This is a genomic window from Thermodesulfobacterium geofontis OPF15 (assembly GCF_000215975.1).
Lineage (GTDB): Bacteria > Desulfobacterota > Thermodesulfobacteria > Thermodesulfobacteriales > Thermodesulfobacteriaceae > Thermodesulfobacterium > Thermodesulfobacterium geofontis.
The window spans coordinates 541,961-565,538 of record NC_015682.1 but is presented as its reverse complement, the minus strand read 5'-3'; the positions used below and the strand labels follow the sequence as shown (position 1 = coordinate 565,538).

General features: G+C 30.7%; 24 protein-coding genes, 1 tRNA gene and 1 other RNA gene. 15 read left to right on the top strand and 11 right to left on the bottom strand.

Annotated elements, in window-relative coordinates; all coding sequences use genetic code 11:
- The first annotated feature begins 5 nt into the window (after positions 1–5).
- Positions 6–1,061 (top strand): pilus assembly protein PilM, encoded by a 1,056-nt coding sequence (gene pilM / locus TOPB45_RS02950; RefSeq protein WP_013909367.1) that lies wholly within the window; start codon positions 6–8, stop codon positions 1,059–1,061.
- On the opposite strand, the gene lpxD is transcribed toward pilM, so the two are convergent.
- The 9 genes from lpxD to TOPB45_RS02905 form a co-directional block, all read right to left on the bottom strand.
- The gene (gene lpxD / locus TOPB45_RS02945) at positions 1,058–2,083 is read right to left on the bottom strand and encodes a UDP-3-O-(3-hydroxymyristoyl)glucosamine N-acyltransferase (protein ID WP_013909366.1); all 1,026 of its coding nucleotides are present in this window, start codon (positions 2,081–2,083) and stop codon (positions 1,058–1,060) included. The genes pilM and lpxD overlap by 4 nt on opposite strands.
- The gene (locus TOPB45_RS02940; protein ID WP_013909365.1) at positions 2,070–3,767 is read right to left on the bottom strand and encodes a proline--tRNA ligase; all 1,698 of its coding nucleotides are present in this window, start codon (positions 3,765–3,767) and stop codon (positions 2,070–2,072) included. The genes lpxD and TOPB45_RS02940 overlap by 14 nt, the downstream gene beginning before the upstream one ends.
- 14 nt (positions 3,768–3,781) lie before the next feature.
- A complete protein-coding gene (locus tag TOPB45_RS02935; protein ID WP_013909364.1) occupies positions 3,782–4,270 on the bottom strand; it encodes a metallophosphoesterase in 489 nt (162 codons plus the stop codon).
- A 6-nt stretch (positions 4,271–4,276) separates the two neighbouring features.
- On the bottom strand, positions 4,277–5,746 hold the full coding sequence (locus TOPB45_RS02930; RefSeq protein ID WP_013909363.1) for a menaquinone biosynthesis decarboxylase: 1,470 nt from the start codon (positions 5,744–5,746) through the stop codon (positions 4,277–4,279).
- Positions 5,747–5,750: 4 nt separating this feature from the next.
- Positions 5,751–7,127 carry an amidophosphoribosyltransferase gene (purF, locus tag TOPB45_RS02925; protein WP_013909362.1) on the bottom strand — a complete coding sequence of 459 codons (1,377 nt, stop codon included), beginning with the start codon at positions 7,125–7,127 and terminating at the stop codon, positions 5,751–5,753.
- 11 nt (positions 7,128–7,138) lie between these two features.
- Positions 7,139–8,518 (bottom strand): TldD/PmbA family protein, encoded by a 1,380-nt coding sequence (locus TOPB45_RS02920; RefSeq protein WP_013909361.1) that lies wholly within the window; start codon positions 8,516–8,518, stop codon positions 7,139–7,141.
- Between the two features lie 8 nt (positions 8,519–8,526).
- A complete protein-coding gene (locus TOPB45_RS02915; RefSeq protein ID WP_041430325.1) occupies positions 8,527–9,573 on the bottom strand; it encodes a carbohydrate kinase family protein in 1,047 nt (348 codons plus the stop codon).
- A gap of 91 nt (positions 9,574–9,664) precedes the next feature.
- Positions 9,665–9,901 carry an HVO_A0114 family putative DNA-binding protein gene (locus tag TOPB45_RS02910; RefSeq protein ID WP_013909359.1) on the bottom strand — a complete coding sequence of 79 codons (237 nt, stop codon included), beginning with the start codon at positions 9,899–9,901 and terminating at the stop codon, positions 9,665–9,667.
- A gap of 14 nt (positions 9,902–9,915) precedes the next feature.
- Complete coding sequence (locus tag TOPB45_RS02905; RefSeq protein ID WP_013909358.1) at positions 9,916–10,599, bottom strand: peroxiredoxin; 684 nt, start codon at positions 10,597–10,599, stop codon at positions 9,916–9,918.
- Positions 10,600–10,735: 136 nt separating this feature from the next.
- Here TOPB45_RS02905 and TOPB45_RS02900 point away from each other — a divergent pair, with 136 nt between their 5' ends.
- Entirely contained in the window at positions 10,736–11,488 is a 753-nt protein-coding gene (locus tag TOPB45_RS02900; protein WP_013909357.1) for an MBL fold metallo-hydrolase, read from the top strand.
- Here TOPB45_RS02900 and yihA read toward each other — a convergent pair.
- Together yihA and rnpB are read right to left on the bottom strand one after the other, a co-directional pair.
- Positions 11,485–12,072, bottom strand: coding sequence for a ribosome biogenesis GTP-binding protein YihA/YsxC (gene yihA, locus TOPB45_RS02895; RefSeq protein WP_013909356.1), 588 nt, complete (start codon positions 12,070–12,072; stop codon positions 11,485–11,487). The genes TOPB45_RS02900 and yihA overlap by 4 nt on opposite strands.
- A gap of 15 nt (positions 12,073–12,087) precedes the next feature.
- An RNA gene (gene rnpB / locus TOPB45_RS08710) (RNase P RNA component class A) lies at positions 12,088–12,484 on the bottom strand.
- Positions 12,485–12,595: 111 nt separating this feature from the next.
- Here rnpB and TOPB45_RS02890 point away from each other — a divergent pair.
- From TOPB45_RS02890 to TOPB45_RS02830, 13 genes are all read left to right on the top strand, one after another.
- Positions 12,596–12,668 (top strand) — tRNA-Lys (locus TOPB45_RS02890).
- A gap of 81 nt (positions 12,669–12,749) precedes the next feature.
- A complete protein-coding gene (locus TOPB45_RS02885; protein ID WP_013909355.1) occupies positions 12,750–13,256 on the top strand; it encodes a hypothetical protein in 507 nt (168 codons plus the stop codon).
- Between the two features lie 2 nt (positions 13,257–13,258).
- On the top strand, positions 13,259–13,480 hold the full coding sequence (locus TOPB45_RS02880; RefSeq protein ID WP_013909354.1) for a hypothetical protein: 222 nt from the start codon (positions 13,259–13,261) through the stop codon (positions 13,478–13,480).
- 10 nt (positions 13,481–13,490) lie between these two features.
- Positions 13,491–14,921, top strand: a complete 1,431-nt coding sequence (locus TOPB45_RS02875) for a multiheme c-type cytochrome (protein ID WP_013909353.1) — start codon at positions 13,491–13,493, stop codon at positions 14,919–14,921.
- Positions 14,922–15,023: 102 nt separating this feature from the next.
- The gene (locus tag TOPB45_RS02870) at positions 15,024–16,997 is read left to right on the top strand and encodes a methyl-accepting chemotaxis protein (RefSeq protein ID WP_013909352.1); all 1,974 of its coding nucleotides are present in this window, start codon (positions 15,024–15,026) and stop codon (positions 16,995–16,997) included.
- A 49-nt stretch (positions 16,998–17,046) separates the two neighbouring features.
- Positions 17,047–18,048 (top strand): Holliday junction branch migration DNA helicase RuvB, encoded by a 1,002-nt coding sequence (gene ruvB, locus TOPB45_RS02865; RefSeq protein ID WP_013909351.1) that lies wholly within the window; start codon positions 17,047–17,049, stop codon positions 18,046–18,048.
- Positions 18,030–18,917, top strand: a complete 888-nt coding sequence (gene panB, locus TOPB45_RS02860; RefSeq protein ID WP_013909350.1) for a 3-methyl-2-oxobutanoate hydroxymethyltransferase — start codon at positions 18,030–18,032, stop codon at positions 18,915–18,917. Before ruvB ends, panB begins: the two co-directional genes overlap by 19 nt.
- A gap of 7 nt (positions 18,918–18,924) precedes the next feature.
- Complete coding sequence (gene rpmI, locus TOPB45_RS02855) at positions 18,925–19,116, top strand: 50S ribosomal protein L35 (RefSeq protein ID WP_041430324.1); 192 nt, start codon at positions 18,925–18,927, stop codon at positions 19,114–19,116.
- Between the two features lie 29 nt (positions 19,117–19,145).
- Positions 19,146–19,502 carry a 50S ribosomal protein L20 gene (rplT, locus tag TOPB45_RS02850; RefSeq protein ID WP_013909348.1) on the top strand — a complete coding sequence of 119 codons (357 nt, stop codon included), beginning with the start codon at positions 19,146–19,148 and terminating at the stop codon, positions 19,500–19,502.
- 18 nt (positions 19,503–19,520) lie between these two features.
- Entirely contained in the window at positions 19,521–20,534 is a 1,014-nt protein-coding gene (gene pheS, locus TOPB45_RS02845) for a phenylalanine--tRNA ligase subunit alpha (protein ID WP_013909347.1), read from the top strand.
- 14 nt (positions 20,535–20,548) lie between these two features.
- The gene (pheT, locus tag TOPB45_RS02840) at positions 20,549–22,951 is read left to right on the top strand and encodes a phenylalanine--tRNA ligase subunit beta (RefSeq protein ID WP_013909346.1); all 2,403 of its coding nucleotides are present in this window, start codon (positions 20,549–20,551) and stop codon (positions 22,949–22,951) included.
- Complete coding sequence (locus tag TOPB45_RS02835; RefSeq protein WP_013909345.1) at positions 22,952–23,245, top strand: HU family DNA-binding protein; 294 nt, start codon at positions 22,952–22,954, stop codon at positions 23,243–23,245.
- Positions 23,232–23,573: a MerR family transcriptional regulator gene (locus TOPB45_RS02830; protein ID WP_013909344.1), complete on the top strand. Its 342-nt coding sequence runs from the start codon at positions 23,232–23,234 to the stop codon at positions 23,571–23,573. The genes TOPB45_RS02835 and TOPB45_RS02830 overlap by 14 nt, the downstream gene beginning before the upstream one ends.
- Positions 23,574–23,578: the final 5 nt, after the last annotated feature.

The following is a 23,578-nucleotide window of genomic DNA, read 5'->3' as shown; positions in this document are numbered from 1 at the left end:
ACCATATGATAAACAAACTTTTTTCTAAATTTAAAAGTATTATAGATATAAGTGGATCAGAAAAAAAGGGAATATTAGCCTTTGATTTAGGAAGTTATTCAATTAAAATAGCTGAGGTTAAAATTATTAAAAATGAACTTATTTTAACTAATTTTATTCGGGGAAGAACTTATAAAAATGTTATTATAAATGGAATTATTAACGATTTCCAATATTTACTTTCCAACATTAAAAATATTTTAGATGTTTTTAAAAATAACACCAAAATAGTTAATCTTTCACTTCCTTATGACCTTGTAATTTTTGATTCTTTCAAAAGTCCACATATTCCGAGTGAAGAAGAAATAAAAAATAAAATAAGTGATGAAATTCCTTATAAGATTGAAGATGTTTATTATAGCTACTATATAATTCCCCAAAAAGATTTTTATCAAATTTTTTATCTTGTAGCTAAAAAAGAAATAGTTAACCAATATGAAAACCTTATAAAAGCTTTGGAATACCAAGCTAATAATATTGATGCAAGCTTTATAAACTTACATAATCTCATAGAAACAATTTACGGAGAAAAAGCTAAAGTTATTGTAGACTGGGGAGATAGTAAAATTGGATTGCTTTTTTGTGGGAAAGAAGCCCCTGTATATAGTAGGGAACTTTTTAATTTAGGAATTAAAAATCTAAGAAAAGACATAATTAAAAACTTAAAAGTAGATATGGATACTGCAGAAGCTTTAATAGTAAATCCAGAAAGAAACAATTACCCTGAGGTTAAAAAAATTTATAAAAATTATATTAAAGAAGTTCTTGAAGAATTAGAAACTACTATCAAATTTGTAACAGGAAAATTTAACCTAACCATTGAAAATATATTCTTGGTCGGCGGAGGTGCAAACATCCCCAATATAAGTGAAATCTTTAGTGAGTTTTTAAAAATTAATACCCAAATAATTGACTTGAAAAAACTTATTAAATTTTCTGATAATTTTGATCCAGATTATATAAGAATAGTAAATACCCAAGGAGCAATAGCAGTTGCTACTGCGGTAAGAGATTTTATTTAAGATTGGGGTTTTATAAATTTTTTTAATTCTTTATAAATTTCAGGAAGTTTTGCAAAAATGATTACTGCTTTTTTCCAAATATCTGCTTTTATTGCAGGAATTCCTGCTACTTCTTCTCCAGGAGGAATTTCTCCTGTTACACCTGATTTACCTGCTACTTTTGCACCTTTCCTAATCTTACTATAAGGCGCTACTCCAACTTGCCCTCCAAGCATTACATAATCTTCCAAAACTGCACTACCTCCAATTGCTGTATGAGAAACAAGAATATTTTCTTTCCCTACCCTAACATTATGTCCAACTTGCACTAAATTATCAATTTTTGTTCCCCTTCCTATAATTGTTTTCCCAAAAACTGCTTTATCAATGGTTGTATTAGCACCTATTTCCACATCATCCTCTATCTCAACCCCTCCAAAATGATAAATTTTTATGTTTTTATATCCTTCTTCCATTTCTTCTTGAGCAAAACCAAAACCATCTGCACCTATTACTACTCCTGCATGAATTATACAATTTTTACCGATTTTAGTATAAGGATAGATTACTACATTAGGATAAATGATTGTATTTTCTCCGATTTCTGAGAAAGCTCCTATAAAAACTCCAGGATAAATTACTACATTTTTTTCTATTTTTGCTCCTTTTTGAATATATACTAAGGGATATATTGCACATGGTTCCTCTATTTTTACTTCCTCTTCTATAAAAGCATAACTACTTATACCCCATTTAGGTTCTATTTCTCTTTTAAAAATTTCAGTAAGCTTTGCAAAAGCAACTCTCACATTTTTTACTTCTATAACTGTTTTTTGAGGAAAATACTTAGCAAATCCTTCAGGACACAATACTGCCTTAGCTTTTGACTTTTGGGCTTCATCTACCCTTTTTAGAGAATCTACAAAAATTAAATCTCTTTCCTCAGCTAAAGGAATGGCATTAATTCCCTCTACCTCAAAATCTTCTCCTATTAAGATACCATTTATTCTTTTTGTAAGTTCTGAAATTTTAATTTTTTTCATTTTCAAAGTTTCTTACAAAATTTTCTAATTCTTCAATTTTAATATATTTTCTTTCTCCTGTTTTTCTTATTTTAACCTCAAGTTCTTTATTCTTTTCGTAGTTTTTTCCTAAAATAATTTGAAGAGGAATTCCTATAAGATCCATATCTTTAAATTTAACTCCTGGCCTTTCTTCTCTATCATCCAAAATTACATCCCAATTTTGAGACAAATTTTTATAAATTTTTTCTGCATTTTCTTTAAAATCTTCTTTTAAATATACTATAGCGATTTGGAAAGGTGCAATCTGCCAAGGGAAAATTATACCATCTTCATCATGGTTTTGTTCAATAGTTGCAGCAAGTATTCTACTTACACCAATACCATAACATCCCATTATAAAAGGCTTCATTTTTCCGTCTTTATCTAAAAACATAGCTTTCATAGGTTCACTATATTTTGTTCCCAATTTAAAAATATGTCCTACTTCTATACCTCTTGTAAAGCTTAAAGGTTCTTTACATTTTGGACAGAGGTCTCCTAAGGTAGCTTTCCTTATATCTGCTATTATATCAGGTTTGAAAGTTGATCCTAAGTTTGCATTTAAGTAATGGTATTCATCTTCATTTGCTCCTATTACAAAATTAGGGTATCCTTCTAAGGCTTTATCAGCAATTACCTTTATTTTCAAATCTTTAGGTCCAATAAATCCAGGGCTTGCTCCTACAATTTTTCTAACCTCTTCTTCATTCGCCATTCTAAAAGGTTTCCCAGAAAATAATTTTTCAAGTTTTACCTCATTTACTTCATGATCTCCTCTTAAACACACTGCAACAGCGTTTTTTTCTTCAACAATATAAATTAGAGTTTTAGTTATTTTAGAAACAGGAAGGCCTAAAAAATCCGCCACTTCTTGAGCAGTTCTAACTCCTGGAGTATAAACTTTTTCTAATGGTTTTTCAGGTTCTAAAGGATATTTTTCTCCAGAAATAGCAGGAGTAAGTTCTATATTGGAAGCATATCCACATTTTTCACAAAAGGCTATAATGTCTTCTCCTGTTTCAGCAAGTACCATAAATTCATGAGAAACATCTCCTCCTATAGCCCCTGTATGAGCTTCAACTGCCTTAAACTTTAAACCACAATTAGTAAAAATCTTTTCATAAGTTTCATACATTAATTGGTAACTCCTTTCTAATCCATCCCAGTCTGCATCAAATGAATAGGCATCTTTCATTATAAATTCTCTTGCTCTCATAATACCAAATCTCGGACGAATTTCATCTCTAAATTTTACTGCTATTTGATAAAGAATAAGGGGAAGCTCTTTATAAGATTTTACATCCCTTCTTACTATTTCAGTTACTACTTCTTCATGAGTTGGTCCTAAACAAAAATCGTGTTCCTTTCTATCTTTAAATCTCAAGAGTTCTTTTCCATAGGCATCCCAACGCCCGGTTTCCTTCCAAAGTTCTGCTGGTTGAACAAGAGGCATAAGAATTTCCAAAGCTCCAGCTTTATTCATTTCACATCTCACAATATTCTCTATCTTTTTCAAAGCTCTAAATCCTAAAGGTAAAAAGTTATAAATACCAGAAGCAAGTTTTCTTATCATGCCTGCTCTCAATAAAAGTTTATGACTTATTACTTCAGCTTCAGAAGGGTCCTCTCTTAAAGTAGGAATAAAAAATTTACTCCAACGCATAGCTCTCTTTCTCCTTAAAGAGTTATTTTTTCATATTTTCTTGTTTTTAAATCAAGAATAACAAAGCTTGGTGTTCCTTCTTTTCCTAAAATTTCTCCAGGATTTATAACTAAAGTTTTACCTATTTCCTTTATTTCATATTTATGAGTATGCCCACAAAAAATAAAATCATATTCCTCAGTTTTTGCTAAAGCATAAGCTATCTTAGGATAATGAACCATAGCAATTTTATAATCTTCTATTTCTAAAAATGCATTCTCTCCGTGAAGTTTTATATTAGGATATTCTAAAATTTTTTGCATTAAAAGAAAAATATCTCCTGGGTTATTTCCTAAAATTAAATGTATTTCTTTATTAAACTTCCCAAGAATAGGAACCATAAAAGGTGAAATTAAATCTCCACAATGAAAAATTTTTTCACATTTTTCTTTTATAGAGATCTCAACAGCTTTTTGTAAATTAGGAATAGAATCATGGCTATCACTCATTATAGCTATTTTCATAGACCCTTACCTCTTTTTTAAAAATTCTTCAATTCCAAGTTTTCTCCAAATTTTATCGATCTTTTCTTTAATTTCTTTTGTCATAACTATTTCTTCTGGCCATTCTCGAGTATATCCTTCTTCTTTCCATTTTTTTGTAGCATCAATACATATTTTAGAACCAAAATAAGGTTGAGAACTTGCATGATCAAGAGCATCAACAGGACCCCTTACTATCATTATATCCCTTTCTGGATCTACATTTCCAGCCATATAAAATAGGGCTTCTCTTAAATCCTGTACATTAACCTCTTTATCAAAAACAACTATTATTTTAGTAAACATCATTTGTCCAAGTCCCCAAAGAGCTGAAGCTACTTTAAAAGCATGCCCTGGATATCGTTTATCTATGGAAACAAAAGCTAAATTATGAAAAACTCCCTCCCAAGGAAGATTAATATCTATAATTTCTGGCAAAATCTTTTTAATAAAAGGTAAAAATAGCCTTTCAGTCACTTTACCAAGGTAACAATCTTCCATAGGAGGCTTACCTACAATAGTTGCAGGATATATAGCATCCTTTCTCATGGTGATACAAGTTATCCTAAAAACTGGATAATAATCTGGAGGAGTATAATATCCTGTATGATCTCCAAAAGGACCTTCCAATTTTCTCTTATAGGGTTCCACATAACCTTCCAAAACAATTTGAGATTCTGCAGGAACTTCTAAAGGGATTGTTAAACATTTAACAAGCTCAACAGGTTTTCCTCTTAAAAAACCTGCCAAAAGGAGTTCATCTATATCTTCAGGAAGAGGAGCGGTTGCAGAATAAATTACTGCAGGATCTGGTCCTATAGCAACTACAACAGGTAATTTTTGCCCAAGCTTTTCTGCTTTCTGATAATGTTTTGCTCCTACTTTATGAATTTGCCAATGCATACCGGTTTCATTTTTACTAAAAACTTGCATTCTATACATTCCCACATTTCGTATACCTGTTTCTGGATCCTTAGTAATAACACAAGGAAGTGTAATAAAGCGACCTCCATCTTTTGGCCAGCATTTTAAAATTGGAAGTTTAAATAAATCAACTTCATCTTTTATCCAAACTATTTCTTGACAAGGTGCCTTATCAACTAACTTTGGAAAAAAATTTTTAGCTTGCCAAAGCTTAGGAATAATTTTTAATTTTTCAAAAAACCCTTCCATTCTTTTTATTTCTATAAAATCAATTAAGGTCGAAGCAAGTTCTTCAATTTCCTTTACTCCAAAAGCAAGACAAACTCTTTTAAAACTTCCAAAAAGATTAGTTACTACAGGAATTTTATAGTTCTTTACTTTCTCAAAAAAAAGGGCAGGACCATTTAATTTGCAAACTCTATCTGTAATTTCTGTAATTTCAAGTTCAGGAGAAACTTCAATGTTTATTCTTAAAAGTTCCTTTTCCTTTTCTAAAATTTCTATAAATTCTTGTAGATTTTGATAAGCTTTCATAATACTAAATTTCAGCAATATCTTTTCTAAAACTAAAATCTACTTCTATAGGATATTCTCCTGTAAAACAAGCTAAACATACCTTGTCCCTTAGTTCTTCAACTGCTGATAAAAGTCCTTCAATACTTAAATAATAAAGAGTATCAATATCTAAAAATTTTCTAATTTCTTCTACAGAATGCTTATGTGCAATTAATTCTGCAGAAGATGGGAAATCAATACCAAAAAAGCATGGGAATCTAAGAGGTGGACAGGAGAGTAAAAAATGAATTTTTTTTGCTCCTGCTTCTTTTATACTTTTAAGTCTATTACGAGAAGTAGTCCCTCTAACTAAGGAATCATCAATTACAATTACCTCTTTCCCCCTTAAAATATCTTTGACAGGATTTAATTTCATTTTTACAGAAATATTTCTAATTTTTTCTGAAGGTTGAATAAAGGTCCTTCCTATATAATGATTCCTTATCATAGCAAATTCTATTGGTAACCCACTTGCTTGAGAATAACCTATAGCTGCATAATTACCCGAATCTGGAAAAGGCATTACAAAATCTGCCTGAAGAGGGCATTCTTTATAAAGATTTTTTCCAAGATTTTTTCTTATTAAATATACATTTTTATTAAATATATAACTGTCCGGTCTTGCAAAATATATAAATTCAAAAACACAATGACTTAAATTGAATTTTTCTTTTTTAAAGGCTTTATAAGATTTTGGTCCCTCTTTATCTATAATAAGTATCTCTCCTGGCTCTATATCTCTTAAATATTGAACTCCTATCAAATCGAAAGCACAAGTTTCAGAAGCAATAACATATCCTCCATTAAACATACCAAAAGATAAAGGTCTAAAACCCCAAGGATCTCTAAAAGCAACAAGAGTATCTTCATAAAGAAGTAAAATAGAGTAAGCCCCTCTAATTCTTTTCATTGTTTCTATAATAGCATTAACAAGTCCTTTTTTTAGATTTTTAACTATAAGATGTACAATTACTTCACTATCCATGGTAGTTTGAAAAATATGCCCATCTTCTTCAAGTTCACATCTAATTTGATAGGCATTAACAAGATTTCCATTATGTGCAATAGCTAAAGTTTTTTTAGCAAAATTAACACAAAAGGGCTGAACATTTTGAAGAATAGTAGAACCGGTGGTTGAATATCTTACATGTCCTATGGATATATAGCCTGATAGATTTTTTAATATTTCTTCATTAAAAACTTCACTCACTAAACCTAACCCTTTCCATTCTTTTACCTTTTTTCCATCATAAACCACAATACCTGCACTTTCTTGTCCTCTATGTTGAAGAGCATATAGCCCAAAATAAGTGTAATTGGCTGCTTCTTCAACTCCGTATATTCCAAAAACTCCACACATCCTTTTCCTCCTTAATCGATGATTCCGCCTACGATAAGTTCAGGAATTCTAAGTGTAGGTTGACCATCTGCTACAGGAACTCCCTGCCCATCTTTGCCACAGGTTCCAGGAATAAATTTCAAATCATCTCCCACCATATCAATTATTTCTAATACCTTAGGACCATTTCCCACCAAAGTTGCTCCTTTGACAGGATAAGCAATTTCTCCTTTTTCTATATAATAACCTTCTCTAACTTCAAAAACAAAATCTCCTGTTAATGGATTTACTTCTCCTCCTCCCATCTTTCTTACTAAAAGCCCCTTTTCTATACTTTTTATTATTTCTTCAGGTCTATGGGAGCCTTTTTCTATATAAGTATTTGCCATTCTTGGTATAGGAACATGTCTATAATCTTGCCTTCTTCCGTGACCATTAGATTTTTTCCCGTATTTTAGAGAAAAGTATTTATCATAAAGAAAATTCTTCAAAATCCCTTTTTCAATCAAAACTACTTTTTGTGCAGGTGTTCCCTCATCATCAAATTTATAAAATCCGTAAAGAAAAGGTAAAGTTGCGTCATCAATAACGGTAATAAGTTCGCTTGCAACTTTTTCTCCTAATTTACCTGAATAAATAGATAATCCCTCCTCAGCATGATCTGCTTCAAGCCCGTGTCCTACTGCCTCATGAATCATAGTCCCACCAGCTGTTCCTGAAAGAACAACAGGCATAACCCCTGCAGGAGCTTTTTTAGCAGAAAGCATAATTAAAGCAAGATCAGATGCTTTTTCAGGTATCTCTAATACTTCTGGTAATTCCTTAATTTTTTCAAAAGGAAGAGCTCCTCCAAAAACCTCATATCCTCTCTCTAAAACCCCATCTTTTTCAGCAATAACTATAGCAACAAGTTTAGAATAAAATCTTTCATCTTCTATAAATTTTCCTTCAGAGTTTAAAATAAGGATCTCTTTTTTTATTTCACTTAATCCAATTTTATAATGCTTAATATTTCCTACCTTTTTAACTTTTTTCTTTAATTCCTCTAAAAACTCTAATCTTTCTCTAAGATATAGTTCATAATTTTTAAGTTTGCGAGATTCAGAAATGAAAAGTTTTTCCTTCTCATGTCTTAAAGATTCCTCTTTTAAACCAGTTTTTACCAGATCTTCTAAAACTGCTATATTTTCTAAATTAGAAGCATAGGCAAAATTAATTTTAAATTTTTCGTCTATTTTTCTAAAAGCTATACCCTCTTCTTTCCCCCAATTAATTTCATCTATTCTATCTGGTTCTAAAACCAATTTGAAAATTTCAGTAGACTCAAGATAAATTTCTCCAAAAAGAGAACCTTGAGAAAGGTCTTTTAAAAGTTTATCAATATTTTTAGGGATCTTCTCTTTAAGTTTCATTTTGAAAACTATTTTAACAAATCCACATATTTTTGAAACTCCCTTTTAGTTAAACAACCCTTTCTCCCAAAATCTCTAAGACTAATACCTGCTGAATAAATACCCAATTTTAACATATCCTCTTCTGAAAAACCAAGTTTAATACCAGCTAAAACTCCAGCATTAAAATAATCTCCTGCTCCTGTATTATCAACTATTTTTTCTACTTTATAAGCTGAAATTTTTAAATTTTTCTCCTTAGAATAAAATTCTGCGCCCTCCTTCCCTTTTTTTAAAAATATCTTATTAATTCCTAATCTTAATAATTCTTCAAGAGATAAACCTATTTTCTCTAATTCATAATCAGTGATAAATAAAATCTCTGTATTTTTTAACCAAAAAAATAAAAATTCTTTACCTAAATTAGCATAAACTTCTCCTGGATCAAAAGAAATCTTTAATTTTAAATGGGATAAAATTCTTCTCTGAAATTCTTGACCGCTTCTACTGGCAAAAGAGGAAAAATGAAAAATGCTCTCAAATTGAGATAAATTAATTCTTATTTCCTGAAGAAATTCTTCGTTATTTCCTGGACTAACAGCTATAAATCTATCTTTTCTTTTATCAAGTAAAATAATGGCTAAACTTGTCTCCCCCTTTTTTATAATAAAATCTGTATTTAAATTCACATTCTCTAATTCTTCAATTATTTTTTTACCAAATTCATCCTTTCCAGTTGCTCCTAAAAAGGCGTTATTAAATCCCCATAAAGATAAGGCATAAATTGTATTTGCTCCTGATCCTCCTCCGCATTCAAAAAGAAATATACCTTCTTTTTCTAAAAATTTTAAAAATTTTAAAAATTGACTTCTTTCTAAAACGGCTTCCCTTCCTGGAAGAATCTTCAAATCTTCAAATTGAATTTCAGAAAGATCTTCTACTTCAAAAAACATATCCCAATTTAATGAGCCACAACCAATAAAATCAAATTTCATTAGATTTTTTATTAAGATTTTTAATTTTTTATTAAATCTTGTCCTTATTATATCAGAAAAGACTTCAAAAGATAAGGACACTTACAAATTCTTTAAAATAAAGAAATTGATTTTTAAAAGAAAAAAGGGTGGCAAAAATTGTTCTGCCACCCTCCTAAATTTTATAAATGTTTTAGGTTGAAGAAAGAGCAGAAAGTCCTTTTTCTGTAAGCCTGTATTCCTCTCCTTCGTAAGCGATAAACCCAGCTTCAGTGAGCTCTCTTAAAGAGCTTCTCACCTGAAAAAGAGGTCTTTTAGTAAGTTCTGCTATTTTAGAAGCAGAAAGCTTTCCTTTCTCATTTAAGAGTCTAAGAAGCTCAATCGCTCTTTCACTAAGTTTTCCATCAGGGCTTACACATCCAGCAGACATCTTTTTTCTCCTTTTTAGCTCAGTTTTTTCTTACAGAAATACCAATCAATGCATTCATATCCCTGCTGGAATCTATTTACAGCTTCTTCATAAGTAGTAGGAGGTGGCACTATCACCTTAGTATTTTCTTCAGTAAACTCCCAAACTTGAGGTTCAGGTACCCAATTAGCAGGAGTTGCTACACCATGTTTATCTGCTGTTTGTAAAGCATCTATTAATCTTAAGATCTCCCTCATATTTCTTCCTGCAGAAAGAGGATAATAAATAATCGCCCTTATCTTTCCATTAGGGTCTACAATAAAAACCGCTCTTACAGTAGCAGTTGAACTTTCTCCTGGATGTAGCATACCATAAAGTTTAGCTACTCTTCCATCAACATCTGCTACAATAGGAAATGGGATTTCAATTCCGGTTTTTTCTTTAAGATTCATTACCCAAGCAATATGGGAAAAAACACTATCTATACTTAAACCTAAAAGTTGGACATTTCTTTTAGCAAACTCATTATTCATTTGAGCAAAAGCTAAAAACTCAGTAGAACAAACAGGGGTAAAATCTGCTGGATGAGAAAAGAACACCACCCATTGACCTTTAAAATCATCAGGAAATTTAATAGGACCCATTGTAGTCATTGCTTCAAAGGCTGGTGCCTGATCTCCAATTCTTGGCATACTAATTATTTCTTTTACCTCTTCCATAATGCACCTCCTATAAAAATTTTTATTTTGAAATAAATATAATACAATAAAATTTTTTGTCAAGATATCCTATAAAAATTATTTTTATCGTAATATAAACTTGAAAATTTATTAAAAATTCAATAAGATTAATTTTGTGAGTAAAATTATATTTTTAGGAACAGCTGGTGCCCGTTATGTAGTTGCCAAACAATTAAGAGCCTCTGCTGGAACTATTATAAATGTTAATAATTCTTATCTACTTCTTGACCCTGGCCCAGGAACCTTAGTTTATCTTGCTAAAAAGAAAATCCCTATTGAAAAAATTGAAACCATTGTAGTTTCTCATCAACATTTAGATCACTCAGCAGATTTAAATATTATAGTTGATGCTATTACTGAAGGGGGGTTTAAAAAAAGAGGAACTCTATTTTTAACAGAAAGTGCTTTAAAAGAAGGACTTTTACTTTCTTATCTCCAGCCTTATCTTAAAAAGATAGAAATTTTAAAACCTAATACTTTTTATGAAAACTCTCCTTTTAAATTTAAAACCACCTGTCTTCTTAAACATACAGCAGAAAATTATGGATTACTTTTTTATCTTCCAGAGGGAAAAATTGTTGGTTTCATAACTGATACAGCCTATTTTGAAAAATTAGAAGAGGAATTTGCTTCTGCAAATATTCTTGTAATTTATACTGTAAGGTATACTCCAAAAGAAGGGGTTTTACATTTAAGCGTTTCTGATGTAAAAAAAATATTAAGTAATGTGAGACCTGAAGAGGTAATTCTTACTCATTTTGGTATGACTATGCTTAAAGCTAATCCTTATAAAGTAGCCCAAGAACTTAGTAATGAGTTGGGTTTAAAAATAAGAGCCTGTTATGATGGGATGAGTATAAAAATTTAATGGGATTTTATTTTTGATAAAATGAATTTTCTTAAAGGTTCTATATTTTCTTTTTCTTTACAAGATACTAAAAACATTGGAAAATCGGGATTTAATCTTAAAGCTTCTTTATAATTTTTAACTTGTTTATCAATTTCATTTTTAGAAAGTATATCAATTTTATTTAACACAATACAGAAGGGTTTTTTAATATATTTTACAAATTCAACTAAGTTAATATCAAGTTTATCAGGAGTCCTTCTTATATCAAAAATTAAAATAAGCAAACGAAAATCTCTTGGAGCTGTAAGATATCCTTCAACTAAATATTTCCATTTTTTTTGTAATTCTGCAGGTGCTTTAGCAAAGCCATAGCCAGGAAGATCAACCAGATAAAATTGATAATCTATTCTAAAAAAGTTGATAGCTTTAGTAAATCCAGGGGTTGAAGAAACGCGGGCTACATTTTTTCTATTAAGAATTGCGTTTATAAGAGATGATTTGCCTACATTGGATCTTCCAAGAAAAGCAATTTCTGGAAATTTAGGAGGAGGAAGATCTTTGAGATCGTATATGCTTTTGACAAATTCTATATGTTTAAACATTTTTAAAAGAAGAGGGGGTAGGGTTTAAGTAAGCCGGGTTCTGTTACCTGGGATACTCTCCCAGGCGGTGGTTATTTCTCTAGGGAGAAGGTTACCCTTCTCCTCAAGCGGCCTACCTGAGCCTTTTGGGCGGGGCACCCTTAGGCTCTGTTTGGCCTTGCTCCGGACGGGGGTTGCCGTGCCACAGGATGTTACCATCCTGTGCGGTGGGCTCTTACCCCACCTTTTCACCCTTGCCCGCACTAAGAGAGATAAAAACCTCTCTTAGCCGCTGGCGGTCTCTTTTCTGTGGCCCTTTCCAGGGATTACTCCCTCCGGGTGTTACCCGGCGTCCTCCCCTGCGGAGCCCGGACTTTCCTCCCTGGAAGATCTCTTTTCAAAGATCTTCCAGAGCAACCACCTCTTAAACCCTACCCCCTTTTAAATTTAAAACAAATTCTCATTACTTCAATACCTAAGAAATGCCTCTTAACTTCTTGACAAATCTTAAGAATATATTAATTTTTATTTTAAGTATAACAACGGGCCGTTAGCTCAAGTGGTAGAGCAATGGACTCTTAATCCATAGGTTGGAGGTTCGAGTCCTCCACGGCCCAATTTTAAACTTTCAAACTTTCCCTTTCTCCTTAATTTCCATTGAAATAATTTCCAAAATAAGTTATCCTTAAATAATTAATATGGATGAAATTTCAAATTTTTGGGAAATATTAAAACAAATTTTTGAAGAATTTAACAACAAAAAAGTTAGTTATTGTATAGTTGGAGGAATTGCCCTTAATTTATATGGTATTGTTAGAAGGACCTTAGATGTAGATCTTTTTATTAAACCAGAATCTGAGAACTTAAAAAAAATAATAGAAAGTTTAAAAAAAATTTTCAAAGATCAAGAATTAGAAAAATTAAAACCCTCTGATTTTTATACTTATTCAGTTATTAGATATGGTACACCTCAAGGATTTTATGTGGATCTAATTACAAAATTTGGAGAAGCTATAAATTGGGAAACCGTTGAAAACGCAATTGAGTGGATTAATCTTGAAGAAAATTTAAGAGTACCTGTTGCCTCTATTGACCTTTTAATAAAAATGAAAGAGAATGCTTCTCTTTTTAGAGAAAAAGATAAAGTAGATCTTTTTTATCTTAAAAAGTTAAAAGAACTCAAAAATAAAGGGTTTAATAAATAAATATGTTAAAATTTTATAAAAGTTTTGAGGAGGCTGATTGGGAGGCAATTTACCATAAAAATATCACTTTAAAAGATTTAAAAAGAATATATAAGTTTTTTAAAACCTTGGACAAATTTACAGAAAAAGTTGAATTTCCCATAAAATCAAAAGTTTTTTATAGAGGATTAACCTATTATAAGTCGATTAAAGATGCATTAATAGATGAAGATAAATTTATTTAGGAGGTGCTCTATGTATGTTATTATAAAAATTTTGGGTTTTCTTTTTTTATTTTATAACATCTCTTTTGCCCAGTCTTCTATAAGTTCAGAGTCTCAAATTTGTATTTCCTGTCATGAAATGGTAACCCCTGGTATAGTTAAAGACTGGAAGGTAGGAGTCCATTCTAAAATTACCTTAAAAGAAGCTTTAAGTAAAGATTCCCTTTCTCGTAAAGTAAATTCCTCTCCTTCTTTTAAAAATAGAGACATAGTAATTGGATGTGCCGAATGTCATACCTTAAATCCTGAATCTCATAAAGATACTTTTGATCACAATGGATTTAAAGTCCATATTGTAGTCTCTCCTAAGGATTGCGCAGTTTGTCATTCTAAAGAAGTTGAGGAATATGATAAAAACCTTATGTCAAAAGCTTACACCAATTTAAAGGATAATCCTTTGTATTATAAACTTGTTAAATCTTCCTTAGAGCCTAATCCAAATATTCTTTCTGAAAATGATGCCTGTTTAGCATGCCATGGAACAAAGGTGGAAGTAAAAGGTGAGGAAATAAGAAATACACAAATGGGAGAAATGAAATTTCCTATTCTTTTGGGATGGGCAAATAATGGAGTGGGGAGAATAAACCCTGATGATTCAAAGGGAGCATGCACATCTTGTCACCCAAGACATTCCTTTTCTATGGAAATTGCTCGAAAACCTTATACCTGTTCTCAGTGCCATAAAGGACCTGATGTTCCTGCTTATAAAGTTTATATGGTGAGCAAACACGGAAATATATACTCCTCTAAAGGTGCCGAAATGAACTTTAACAATACTCCTTGGAAAGTGGGAGAAGATTTTAAAGCTCCTACCTGTGCAGTCTGCCATGTAAGTTTATTGGTTGATAGCAATAATAATGTAATTGTAGAAAGAACTCATCAAATGAATGATAGACTTTCCTGGAGAATATTCGGACTAATATATGCCCATCCCCATCCAAAAGATTCTGATACAACAAAAATTAAAAATAAAGCTGGACTTCCTCTCCCCACTGAATTAACAGGTGAATTTGTAAAGGAATTTCTTATAGATGAAAAGGAGATGGAAAAAAGGGAAAATAAAATGAAAAGCATCTGTATGACTTGTCATACAAGCTCTTGGGTAGAAGCCCACTTTGTAAAGTTCCATAACACCATAAAAACAACTAATGAACAAACTCTCGAAGCTACAAAAATTTTACTTGAAGCTTGGAAAAAAGGGGTAGCAAATGCTTCTTGTATTTTTGATGAAGCTATAGAAAAAATGTGGGTTGAGCAATGGTTATTTTATGCAAATTCTGTAAGGTTTGCCTCTGCTATGGGGGGAGCAGATTATGGAGTATTTGAAATGGGAAGATGGTATCTAAATAAAAACATACAAAATATGAAAGATTGGCTTCTTTTTTTGCTTAAGAAAAAATAAAAATCAATCCTTGACTTATTTTAAATTTTAAAGATAATTTTTTAAATTAATTTAAAATTTGCCGATTTTTAATATTAAAGTTTTTAAAAGGAGGAAATCCTTATGGGATTCTTTAGTAATTTAGATAAAAAAATAAGAATTCGTTGGAAATTAATTATACCCTTAACTGTAGTTACTGCTTTAGGTGTAATAATGACAGTTATTGTTACAGGATTTTTTTTACATTGGATTACTCTTTATCAGGCTAAAACCGAAACTTTTCCAAATTATTATTCCTCTATTAAAGCTTCCTTATTAAAAGATATGGCAAATCCTAATTATAGAGAGCTCAGAAATTACTATTTAAAAGCTTTAAAAAATGTAAAAATATTTAGAACTGAAAAAGTAGATAATCAATTTGGTAGTGAAAGCCCTGAATTTTATCCTTCTCAAGAAGAAAAAACCTTTATTGATAAAATTATTTTGAGCAAAGAAGAAGGAAAAATTTATAAAACTAATGGTTCCTTAAAAACCCTTTATCTTTTAAAAGCTGAAAAAATGTGTCTTTCTTGTCACAATGTGAAAGAGGGAGATCTTCTTGGGGGAGTGGTTATAGAATTACCTTTTAAAAATGTTTTTATGGCTTCAAAAAAAATACAATTATTATTTACAATTTTAGGACTTCTGGGGATAATTGCTACTCCTGTAATCCTTTACATTGCATATATAGTGACTCATAAACCTCTTGATAAATTGGGACGTCTTCTTGAAAAAATGGCAGAGGGTGATCTTACTATAAAAATTGAATTTCAAGATAGAGTTGATATTGTGGGAAGACTTGCAAGAAGTATGCATAAACTTTTACAAGCTTTTATTTCTCTTAACGAAAAATCCCTAATTTATTCTCAAAAATTAGCTGATTCAATTGATGAAAGTTTCAAAATTCTTAATAAAACTTTAGAAAATTCAAAAATTCAGAGTACTCAAGCATCACAAGTTGCTTCTGCTGTTGAAGAGATGAGTGCAACCATTGCTGATATTGCAAAAAATGCTTCACAAGTTTCAGACCTTGCAGTTCAAAATATAAATGCTGCCTTAGAAGGAAAGGGTATTTCTGAAGAAGCAACAAATATTATTATAAAAGCAAATGAAGAAACTACGGCTTTAAAAAATGTAATTGAAGAACTTAATAAAAGCGCAGAAGAAATAGGTTATATAGTTCAACTTATTAAAGATATTGCTGATCAAACAAATTTACTTGCCCTTAATGCTACAATTGAGGCAGCACGTGCTGGAGAACATGGGAGAGGTTTTGCAGTTGTTGCTGAAGAAATAAGAAAACTTGCAGAAAGAACAGCTAAAGCAACTGATGAAATTGCAGAGAAAGTAAAAGCTATTCAGACAGAATCTAATAAAGCCTTTGAAACTATGGAAATTACTGCTAAGGAGGTTGAAAAAGGAGTTTCTTCTTTAACCAAAGTAAAGGATGCTCTTGATAATATTGTAGAATCTTCTCAAAAAGTAAAAGATGCTATAGCTCAAGTTGCTACAGCAACAGAAGAGCAATCTATAGCAAGTGAAGAAATAAGTAAAACTGTAGAAGAAACAGCTAAATTAACTGCTGAAGTCACACATTTAATTGAAGAACTAACAAAAACTATTTATAGTTTAGTAAGTGTTTCATCAGATTTAAGACACACTGCATCCTTAGTAAAAACAGAAAAATTAAAAGAAGCTCTTTTTGATCTCTTTAAATCAGACCATGAAAGATTAATAATTAGAGTTAATGGTCATTTAATGGGGCTTGATACCTTAGATCCTGAACTTCTTGGGAATTACAAAGCCTGCAGTATAGGAAAATGGCTTTACGAAGGTGAGGGAGAAAAATTTAGAGGTGTGGCTGTTTTTTCCGAATTTGAAGAAATCCACAGAAGATTTCACTTGCTCTGTAGAGATATTATAATTGCCCATAATAGTAGAGATAAAGAAAGGGTTAGAACTTTAATAGCTGAGAGAGATGAACTTTTTACAAAATTACTTTCTTTACTTGAAAAAGCAAAAGAAATTTATTTAAAAGAGCTTAAAAAAGAGCTGTAGCTTTTTAATTTTCTTGTATATTCTTGGAATTCTTATATAATATTTTTTAATGATTTATTTTCGCCCTCATAGTCTTGATGAATTTATAGGACAAAAAAGAATAAAAGATGAGCTTTCAGTTTATATTTCTTCAGTAAAAAAAAGAAATGATATCTTCCCTCATACTTTTTTTATTGGTGCTCCAGGACTTGGGAAAACAACCTTAGCAAGAATTATAGCTTATGAATTAAAACGAGATTTAAAGATTACCTCAGGTCCTGTTCTTGATAAAACCGGAACCTTAGCTGCAGTTCTTACCAATTTAAAAGAGGGGAACATCCTTTTTATTGATGAAATTCATAGAATGCCAAAACCCTGCCAAGAAATTCTTTATACCGCAATGGAAGATTTTGCTTTAGATATAGTAATAGGCAAAGGTAATGCTGGAAAAACTATAAGACTTAATCTTCCAAAATTTACTTTAATTGGAGCTACAAATAAACCCAATCTTTGTTTAGCTCCCCTTAGAGACAGATTTCAGCTAATTTTTAAATTAAATTATTATAAAGATGAAGAATTAAGAGATATTATTGTAAAAGTGAGTAAGTCCTGGGGACTTGAAATAGAAAAAGATTTGGCTTTCAAACTTGCAAAAGCTTCAAAAGGTATACCAAGACAAGCTTTAAATCTGGTAAGAAGATTAAGAGAATTTGTTTTACTAAATTCTAAAACTAAAGACCAAAAATTATTAAAGGTATCTTCTCAAGTTTTTGAAGATTTTTTAAAACTTCTTGATATTGATGAATGGGGACTAACTCCCGAAGATAGAAGATGTCTTTTAACCCTTTATAAAGAATTTAAAGGTGGACCCGTAGGAGTTACGGCTCTTGCACTTTCAGCAGATATTACCCCAGAAGAATTTGAAACTATTTATGAACCAGCTTTAATAAGAATGGGATTAATTGCCCGCACAAAAAGAGGTAGAATACTTACTCAGAAGGGATATCTTTATCTTAAAGAAAAATTTAATCTTCCTTATAAAGAGGGAATAGAGTGTCTCTTTTCAAGTTAAGTCCATATAGTTTAATAGAAAAAAAAGGAAAAGAACCTATTGTTGCTATTACTGCATATGATTATGTTTCTGCAAAACTTGCTGAAGAATCTGGATTCGATTTTGTTTTGATAGGAGATTCAGCATCTATGGTAATTCTTGGTGAAGAGGATACCTATTCAATAGGTATGGAAGAAATGCTTCTTTTTTGTAAAGCAGTAAGTAAAGGGGCACCAAACATTCTTCGCATAGGAGATATGCCCTTTTTATCCTATCAAATATCTAAGGAGAAAGCCATTTTAAATGCTGGAAGATTTGTAAAGGAAGGAAGATGTCATGGAGTAAAAGTTGAAGGAGGAGAAGAGGTTGCTGAAATTGTTTCAGCAATTGTTAGAGCTGGAATTCCTGTTTTAGGACATATCGGACTTACTCCTCAAAGAAGCATGGAGCTTGGAGGATTAAAGGTTCAGGGGAAAACCATAGAAAGTGCACAAAAACTATTAAGAGATGCAGAAATATTAGAAGAAGTGGGAGTCTTTGCTATAATTATTGAATGTGTTCCAGCAGAACTTGCTAAATTAATAACTCAAAAGGTAAATGTTCCAACTATAGGAATCGGTGCAGGTCCTTATACAGATGGACAAATACTTGTTTTCCATGATGTAGTTGGACTTTATCCTAAAATACGTCCCAAGTTTGTTAAAACCTATTTTGAAGGATATGAAAACTTTAAAAAGGCTTTAAAAAATTTTATAAATGATTGTAAAAATAGAGTTTTCCCCTCAGAAAAGGAGAGTTTTAAAATTTCTGAAGAGGTGTTGAAACAAATAAAATTTGGTGTAAAGTTAAGGAACTATAAAAATTTAGGAGGAGAAGGAGAAAGTGGGTAAACAAAAAATGAAAACTAATCGATCTGCAGCAAAAAGGTTTAAGGTTACAGCTACAGGAAAAATAATGCATAGAAAATCTGGAAGAAGTCATTTATTGAGAAAGAAAAGTAAAAAAAGAAAAAGACACCTTAAACAAGAAAAAGAACTCTTTTCTGGATATTACTCTCATATAAAAAGATGTATTCCCTATAAGTTTTAGAGATCCTTATTCTTTAAAGGGGGTTTTTTATGCCAAGAGCAAAAGGTGGTTTTAAAACAAGAAGAAGACATAAAAAATTAATAAAATTAGCTAAAGGATATTGGGGACAAAGAAAAAATGTTTTTAGAAGAGCTAAAGAAACAGTTGAAAGAGCTTTAGTATACGCTTATAGAGACAGAAGACAGAAAAAGAGAGATTTTAGAAGACTTTGGCAAATTAGAATTAATGCAGCAGCAAGATTAAATGGATTAAATTATAGTAAATTTATGGGAGGACTAAAAAAGGCAGGTATAGAGCTTGATAGAAAAGTTTTAGCCAATTTAGCTATAAATGAGCCAGAAATATTTTCTAAATTGGTAGAAATTGCTAAAGCTCAATGGCAATAACTTTTATTAATTTCTAAAATGAATTCTTCCGAGATTGAAAAACTTAAAAAGGAAATTTGGGAAAACTTTGAAAAAATAGAAGATTTTTCTCAATTAGAAAACTTTCGAATTAAATATTTAGGCAAAAAAGGTAAAATTACCTCTTTCCTTAAACTTTTAAAGGAACTTCCTTTAGAAGAAAAAAAATATTTAGGAAAAGAACTTAATGAGTTAAAAGATCTATTAGAAGAAAAATTAAAAGAAAAAGAAAGAGAAATTTTATTTAGAGAGGAAGATAAAGACCTTGGTTTAGATCTCACCTTACCTGGAAGATCTCCTTTCATAGGAACTCTTCATCCTCTTACACAAGTAATTGATGAACTTTGTGAAATATTTTCAAGACTTGGTTTTGAAATAGTAACAGGACCTGAGATAGAAACAGAATATTATAATTTTACTGCTTTAAATATTCCAGAGTGGCATCCTGCAAGAGATATGCAAGCAACCTTTTATCTTAAAAATGGAGCCTTACTAAGAACACACACTTCTCCTATGCAAATTAGAGCTATGCTTGAAAGAAAACCTCCTTTAAGAATAGTCGCTCCTGGAAAAGTATATCGCTGTGATGCAGATATTAGACATTCTCCCATGTTTCATCAAATAGAAGGATTAATGGTGGATAAAGATGTTAGTTTTTCTGATCTTAAAGGCATTTTAACTTATTTTGCAAGAGAAATTTTTGGAGAAAAAACCAAGGTAAGATTTAGACCAAGTTATTTCCCCTTTACCGAGCCCAGTTTGGAAATGGATATTGAATGTGTAATCTGTAAGGGAAAAGGATGTAAAGTATGTGGAGAGGCTGGATGGTTAGAAATACTTGGAGCTGGAATGGTTCATCCAGAAGTTTTTAAGGCAGTCAATTATGATACAGAACTTTGGCAAGGTTTTGCTTTTGGATTAGGTATAGAAAGAATTGCTATGATAAAATATGGAATAGATGATATAAGAATGTTTTTTGAAAACCATTTATTTTTTTTACAAAGTTTTAAGTAAATCAGGAAATCTCAATGAAAGTTCCTATAAGCTGGCTTTCAGAATTCATTGAATTAAAAGGAAGTCCTGAAGAAATTGCAGAAATTCTTACTATGGGAGGAGTGGAAGTAGAAAATATAGAAAATCCTTATAAAAATTTGGGAGAACTAATAGCAGTAAAAATTTTAGAAGTTTATGAACCAGAAGATCTTAAGGATTTAGTTGTTTGTAAAGTAACAGATGGGAAAGATTTTTTCATAATTTTAACTACTGCTAAAGATCAGGTAAAACCTAATTTAATAGTTGGATTAGCTAAACCTGAAAGTTTCACCTTTGGTTTTGAAAAAGTAGAAATAAAATCCATTAAAAATTACAAATCCTATGGAATGTTTTTGTCTCCATATGAAGCTGGTATTGGGGAAGAAAAAGAAAAACTTCTTATTCTTCCTGAAAATTCTCCTCTTGGTGAATCTATATATAAAATTTTAGGGATCTCTGAAGTCGTTCTTGACCTTGCTATAACTCCCAATAGAGGAGATCTTCTTTCAATATTTGGTGTTGCTCGTGAATTAAATTTACTAACTTCCTGGGAATTAAAATTTCCAAATTTAGATGAAAATTTAAAAAGGGGAGAAAAATTTAAAGGTAAAATCGAGATTTTAGATAATGATGGATGTTTTAGATATGCAGGTAGATTTGTAGGGAAAGTAAAAATAAAGGAAAGTCCCTTTTATATCCAAAAAAGGCTTTGGCTTTGTGGCCTTAGACCTATTAATAATATAGTAGATATTACAAATTATGTACTTTTGGAATTGGGACAACCTCTTCATGCCTTTGACTGGGATAAAATAGAAGATAAAACCATTCTTATAAGGAGCGCCTATTCTGGAGAGAAACTTTTTATGTTAGATGGAATTGAAAGAGAACTTAAAGAGAAAGACCTGGTAATTGCCGATATTAAAAAACCCTTAGCTTTTGCAGGAATTATGGGGGGAGAAAATTCTGGAATTTCTGAAAATACAGAAAATATATTTTTAGAGTCTGCTTGGTTTAATCCAAAAAGAATAAGATTATCCTCTCAAAAACATAAATTAATTACTGAAAGTTCTTATAGATTTGAAAGAAACATAGATCCAGAAGGAGTTATTTTGGGATTACTTAGAGCAAGTGAACTTATTTTAAAGTGGGCTGATCCTGAAATTTATTCTGAAATAGTTGATATATATCCCAAACCATTTATTCCTCCAAGAATATCACTTTCTAATCAAAAAATTATCAAATATTTGGGTTTTCAAATTGATTCTTCAGAAATAGAAAAAATTTTAAGTAAAGTAGGTGATGTGCAAAAAACTGATTATGGATTCCAAGTAATTCCCCCTTCCTATCGTCAAGATTTAAAAATACCTGAAGATCTTATAGAGGAAATTGCAAGAATTTATGGTTATGAAAAAATTCCTTCCACCTTTCCTAAAAGTATTCTTTATTGTAAAAGTCCTTCTCAAAAATTAGAATTTGAAAAAAACCTTAAAAATATCTTAAGATCTTTTGGATTTTCTGAGGTTATTACTTATAGCTTTATAGATCCAAAATCTTTAGAAAAACTAAATCTTGAAAAAGAGGATAAGAGATTAAAATTTATAGAACTTGCTAATCCTTTATCTTCTTCTCAATCAGTTATGAGAACTTCTTTAGTTCCTGGGCTTATTGAAACTGCATGTTTTAATTTTTTTAGAGAAGTAAATTCTTTAAAAATATTTGAAATTGGAAAGGTCTTTTTCCCAACTGAAAGAGAATTAGCAGAGGAACCTCTTTATCTTGGAATTTTGCTTATGGGGAACGCAAATAAAGAAGTCTGGTATGAAAATTTAAGAAAATTCGATATTTATGATCTAAAAGGGTATTTAGAATCTATTTTTGAAATTTTAAGAATAAATATAGATTTTAAACCCCATTCTTCAGAACCCTTTCTTAAAAAGGGAGCCTCCTTTGATCTTTATTTAAATAACGAAAAGATTGGATTTGCTGGAGAAGTAAAAAATCTGATACTAAAAGATTTCGATCTAAAACCTCCTTTATTTATCTCTGAAATTAATTTAGAAATTTTATTTGAAAAAATTGAAAGCATAGAAAAGAAAGTAATAGTGAAAAAACCACCTAAATATCCTTCTACTTTTAGAGATATAACTTGTGTTCTTAAAAGAGAAATAAAAGTTGGAGATATTTTAGATTTTGTGAAAACTTTATCAATTCCTTATTTAGAGGGGGTTAATTGTATTAAAATTTATGAGGGTCCTCCTATTCCGGAGGGAGAAAAAAGTATAACCATAAGATTCTGGTATAGAGCTGAAGATAGAACTCTAAAAGATGAGGAAGTTAATCAAATTCAAGACAAAATAGCTAAAATTATATTTGAAAAATTTTCTGCTAAACCAAGATAAATGGCAACTATCAATAAAAAAATAATAATAAATAAATTACACCAAAAAGTAGGCCTTTCAAAAAGAGTTTTAAAAACCCTAATTGATGAACTTTTAGAAGAGATTAAAAAAACTTTAGAATTGGGTGAAGAAACTAAAATTGTAAGATTTGGGAATTTTATCCCTTATGAAACTAAAAAAAGAAAAGGAAGAAACTTAAAAAATAAAAAAGAAGTAGAAATAAAACCTTTTAAAAAAATAGTATTTCGTGTAGCTCCCCAATTTAAAATCGATTTACGTAATGAAAAACAATAAGGAAGAAGAAGGTCTCTATATAAGTTTTAGCGAAGTTACAAAACTCTTAAAAGTTAAACCACATATTCTTCTTTATTGGGAAAAGAAAATTCCTCAATTAAAACCTTATCGTATTGCCAATAGAAAGTTTTATAAAAGAAATCAAGTTAATCTTCTTTTAAAAGTAAAAGAACTTCTTGATGAGGGTTATTCTCTTGAAGGAATAAGAAAAATCTTAAAAAAAGAATCTTTAAAAGCTTCAATTCATAAAGTTTCTTTGGAAGGGGATCTTAAAAAATTAATAGAAGTACTTTTAAAGGAACTCAAAGATATCTACCAAAAATTATAATTCAC